This is a genomic window from Paraburkholderia sp. BR10954, assembly GCF_040965775.1.
Taxonomy (GTDB): domain Bacteria; phylum Pseudomonadota; class Gammaproteobacteria; order Burkholderiales; family Burkholderiaceae; genus Paraburkholderia; species Paraburkholderia youngii.
Genome location: NZ_JBFRCK010000118.1, coordinates 1 through 4,284, shown reverse-complemented (window position 1 = coordinate 4,284; position 4,284 = coordinate 1). Strand labels below are relative to the sequence as shown.

The following is a 4,284-nucleotide window of genomic DNA, read 5'->3' as shown; positions in this document are numbered from 1 at the left end:
GGCGCGCTGTACGCGGACGTGATACCGGCCGCCGCGCCGCACGCGACCAGCAGGCGCAGCCGCGGCGGATCGAAGTGGACCCAGCGGCCGATCAGCGACGAGGCGAGCGCCGCGAGCTGCACCATTGGACCTTCACGGCCGATCGAGCCGCCGCTCGCGATCGTAAACAGCGACGACACGCTGCGCCACAAGCTCAGGCGCACCGGCACGGCGCCGTCGCCGATCGCGACGGCTTCCATGTAGTCGGAGTGCGTGTGCCTGTCGGCGTGACGCTGCGCGATCAGCAGAAACACGCCGGCGACCAGACCGCCGGCGGCCGGCACCCAGATGCGCACGGTCCACGGCAGGCTGCGCGCCGTTTCGACGAAGCTGCCGGAGTGGCCGGTTATCGCCAGTTGCAGCAGTTCGATGCCCTTGCGAAACGCCACGGTGGCGAACGCGCCGGCAATGCCGACGACGACCGACCAGACCAGCATCGTATGGGCATCGGAGAGGCGGAAGAGGCGTTGGGCGCGGGTGCGCAGCTTCAGCAGGAATGAAAGCACGTCGACGGTACGGGGCGTGATGGGAGATTGAAAAATCCGCGCCACAACGACAGCGCGCCCGCCTCGAATGGCGGGCGCGCGGCGGCGAGCGGGCGGGGCCGGGCGGCGCGGTTCAAGTCGCCGCCTCGTCGAGTTCCGGGTAGTGCCGGAAGACGCAGCTTTCGTTATGGGCGATGCGCCGGTCCGAGTCCAGATAAGCGGCGATGTTCGGTCTGGCGATCACCCTGTCGTGCAGCGCGGCGAGCCGCGGATAGTGCTCGCCGAAGCGCTTCAGCGCGCGCGGAAACGCATACAGCAGACCATCGATCAGCTGGAACATCGACAGGTCCACATAGGTCAGCGCGTCGCCGACCATGAAGCTGTCGCCGGCCGGATTCTGCGCCAGCGCGCGCTCGAAGTACGACATGAACTTCGGAATCCGATGCTCGATGAAATCGTGCGCGCGCACCTTCGCCGCGTCTTTCTGCTCCTCGTAGTAGAGGCCGCTCGCGAGCGGATGGTGGGTGTCGTGCGCTTCGGTGACGACGTCGGCGATTGTCAGTTGCAGGCCGTTCGCGACGTAGCGCAGGCTCTCCACCTTGGGCGCGAGATTGAGCCGCGGGCCGAGATAGAACAGGATGTTGGCGGTCTGCGGGATCACCAGATCGCCATCTTTCAGAAACGGCGGCGCGAACGGCGGATACGGCTCGTCGGGGCTGTCCATCACCGCCATCATCGCCTCGGTGCCGAGGCCCTTCGAAGGCTTGCCGCGCGCGACTTCGACATAGTCGACGCCGGCTTCCTCCAGCGCGAGCCGCACGAATTCGCCGCGGCCTTGCAGGCCATCCCAGTAGTACAGTTCCAGGCTCATCGATCGATCCTCATTCCGGTCGCCGGGACGCGTCGCGGGAAGACGGTTTCACCGCTGCCATCGGACCATGCGCACAGGCGGGTTGTGGGAGCAAAGTTCGCAGCAACGAGTATGCCGTGTGAGCGGGCCGGATGGGGCGCCAGAATGCCCAAAACCCCGCGCGCGGCGGGGTGTCGGGGAAGGCGGGGAAGCCGGCGACGGCTCAGCGCAACAGGTGCTGGACGACCCATGTGATGCCCAGTCCGCCGGCGATCAGCCACACATACAGAATCAGGCCCGTGGTCAGCGCGCGCGGACCCGCTTCGCGAATCTGCGAAATGCGCGTTTCCATGCCGAGTGCGGTCATCGCCATCGTCAGCGCGAAGGTGTCGAGCAGGTTCAGCGACGAGGTGGCGCTTTGCGGCAGCACATGCAGCGAGTTGATCGCGACGCAGGCGAGAAAGCCGAGTGCGAACCAGGGGATCGTAAGCTTGCGCGGGACGATGCCGTCCGTGCTGCCATCCTTCGCGCCGCGCGCCGCGCGGTTCACCCACAGGCCGACAACCAGCAATACCGGCACGAGCAGCATCACGCGGGTCATCTTGACGATCGTCGCGATGTGCGTCGCTTCCGGGCTCACGTTGCTCGCCGCGCCGACCACCTGCGCGACCTCGTGGATCGTGCCGCCGAAGAAGAGACCCGCGCCGACCGTATCGAGATGCAGCCAGCCCGCGTTGAACAGCACCGGGTACAGGAACATCGACAGCGTGCCGAACAGCACGACGGTGCCGACCGCCATCGCGCTCTTGTGCGGCTTCGATTGCAGCGTCGATTCGAACGCGAGCACCGCGGCCGCGCCGCAGATCGCGCTGCCGGCCGCCGTCAGCAGCGCGGTGTCGCGATCGAGCTTCATGATCTTGATACCGGCCCAGGTGCCGATCACGAGCGTGCTGACGACGATCAGCACCGATTCCGCGAGGCCCGGCAGACCCACCTGGGCGATTTCCTGCAGGCTCACGCGCAGGCCGAAGAACGCGACCGCGATGCGCAGCAGCTTGCGCGCCGAGAAGTTGACGCCCGCCGCCCAGCTGGCCGGCATGCTGTCCCGCAGCGCATTGCCATAGATCGCACCGGCGACGATGCCGACGATCAGCGGACTCAGGCCAAGACCGGCAACCGCCGGAATCGCCGCGATGCGCGTGACGGCGGCGGCGAACAGCGCGACGAACAGCACGCCATTGAGTTGGCCGCGAGTGGACAGCGCGGGTGAGGCGGCAGGGAGCGGGACGGTGGGGGTGGACATGATCGGGTGCCTGACTTCGTAGCGAACTTGCACAGAACTGCATGAGCAGCAACGGGGCTAATCCTAAATTAGATATACCGATATGAAAAATCGTGATTTAGAATGTCAAGTATCAGCGCAACCAATATTTCATCGAGATGACCCCGGATCAACTTATAACGTTCGCTGCCGTCGCTGAGCATCGCAACATCAGCCGGGCGGCGGTGGCGCTTCATCTGTCGCAGCCGGCGGTGTCCGGACAGCTACGGCAATTGCAGGACGAATTCGGCGAGCCTCTGTACCAGCGCGATGGCCGCGGCGTACGGCTGACGCCGGCCGGCGAGCAGCTCGCCAGCTATGCGGCGCGGCTGCGCGACACCTGGCGGCAGGCGCATGCGTATCGCGACGCGCTGCGCGGTCTAGAGCAGGGCACTTTGCGGATCGGCGCGAGCACGACGCCGGCGAGCTATCTGCTGCCCTATCTGATCGCCGAATTCCATCGCCGCTATCCGGACGTGACCGTGCATACCGCCAACGGCAATACGGCCGAGATCGTCGGCGCACTCGGCTCGGTCGACATCGCGATGATCGAGGGTCCCGCCGGCGCCGATCTGCCGCCGGATACGGTCGTCCATGCGTGGCGCGAGGATGAAATCGTCGCGATCATGCCGCGCTCGCATCCGCTCGCGCAGGCGGACAAATGCGAGCGTATCGAGCTGGCCGCGTTCGGCGCCTATCCGCTGGTGCTGCGCGAGGAAGGCTCGGGCGTGCGGCAGACGGTCGAGCGCGAGTTCGCACGCGCGGGCGTGCCGATGCGCGTGGCGCTCGAGATCGCGGGGGTCGAAGGCGTGAAGGAGGCGGTGCGGGCCGGCATGGGCGTCGGCTTCGTGTCGGCGATGTCGATGCGGCACGAGAACGGTGCGCTGCGGCTGATGTCGCTGAGCCCGCAGCCGCTGACGCGGCGGCTGTCGATTCTGGTGCCCCATGCGAGCGCGCCGTCGCGGGTTGTCGAACAGTTTCTGGCGATGTGTATCGCGGACGGCGGCTGACTGCAGCGCTGGCGGCGTGCGGCCGGCGCGCCTGGGGATTTCCTCTATGGTGCGCGATGGCCGTCCCGCGCACTATTCGCACATCGCAGCGCCTCGGCGCTTTTTTTCGAAGTGAGATTGGAACCGGTTCCAAGAGCGGTTTCGCGTCCGGATCGAGTGAGTTGGATATGGCTGATGCAGTTGAGATCGTGGTCGTCGCCAGCGCGTTCGGTGTGAACGCCGTGCGCGCCGACGGCCATCTGAAATGGGCGCAGGCGGCAAAGCGAGCCGGCGCGGCGGGTTTCGAAGTGCGTCGCGAGCTGTTCGCGAGCGACGCGGACGCGGACCCGCAACGGCTGCGCGCGCTCGGCGCGGGGTTGGCCGATCTCGGGCTGTGGCCGGTGTTCTCGACGCCGGCATCGTTGTACGCCGCGAACGGCCAGCTCGATACCGACGCGCTGCGTCTGGCGCTCGACGAAGCGGCGGCGCTCGGCGCGCGCTTCGTCAAGCTGCAACTCGGCGGCTTCGCGGGCGAGGCTCACGGTGCGGCGCTCGTCGCGCAGGTGGCGAGCGGCTGCGGCACCACGGACGGCGCGCAGC

The 4,284-nt window shown here is 67.2% G+C and carries 4 protein-coding genes and 1 pseudogene; 2 read left to right on the top strand and 3 right to left on the bottom strand.

Features of this window, described 5'->3' with window-relative positions; genetic code table 11:
* The 3 genes from AB4Y34_RS40945 to AB4Y34_RS40935 form a co-directional block, all read right to left on the bottom strand.
* A partial coding sequence (locus tag AB4Y34_RS40945) for a chloride channel protein (RefSeq protein ID WP_368719212.1) occupies positions 1-545 on the bottom strand: 545 nt, incomplete at its 3' end.
* A 112-nt stretch (positions 546-657) separates the two neighbouring features.
* Entirely contained in the window at positions 658-1,395 is a 738-nt protein-coding gene (locus AB4Y34_RS40940; RefSeq protein WP_368719211.1) for a glutathione S-transferase, read from the bottom strand.
* A 202-nt stretch (positions 1,396-1,597) separates the two neighbouring features.
* Positions 1,598-2,677 carry a YeiH family protein gene (locus tag AB4Y34_RS40935; protein ID WP_368719210.1) on the bottom strand — a complete coding sequence of 360 codons (1,080 nt, stop codon included), beginning with the start codon at positions 2,675-2,677 and terminating at the stop codon, positions 1,598-1,600.
* 137 nt (positions 2,678-2,814) lie between these two features.
* Between AB4Y34_RS40935 and AB4Y34_RS40930 the strand changes: the two genes are divergently transcribed.
* A complete protein-coding gene (locus tag AB4Y34_RS40930) occupies positions 2,815-3,705 on the top strand; it encodes a LysR family transcriptional regulator (RefSeq protein ID WP_176379269.1) in 891 nt (296 codons plus the stop codon).
* A 167-nt stretch (positions 3,706-3,872) separates the two neighbouring features.
* A pseudogene (locus AB4Y34_RS40925) lies at positions 3,873-4,284 on the top strand (sugar phosphate isomerase/epimerase); the annotation flags it as partial.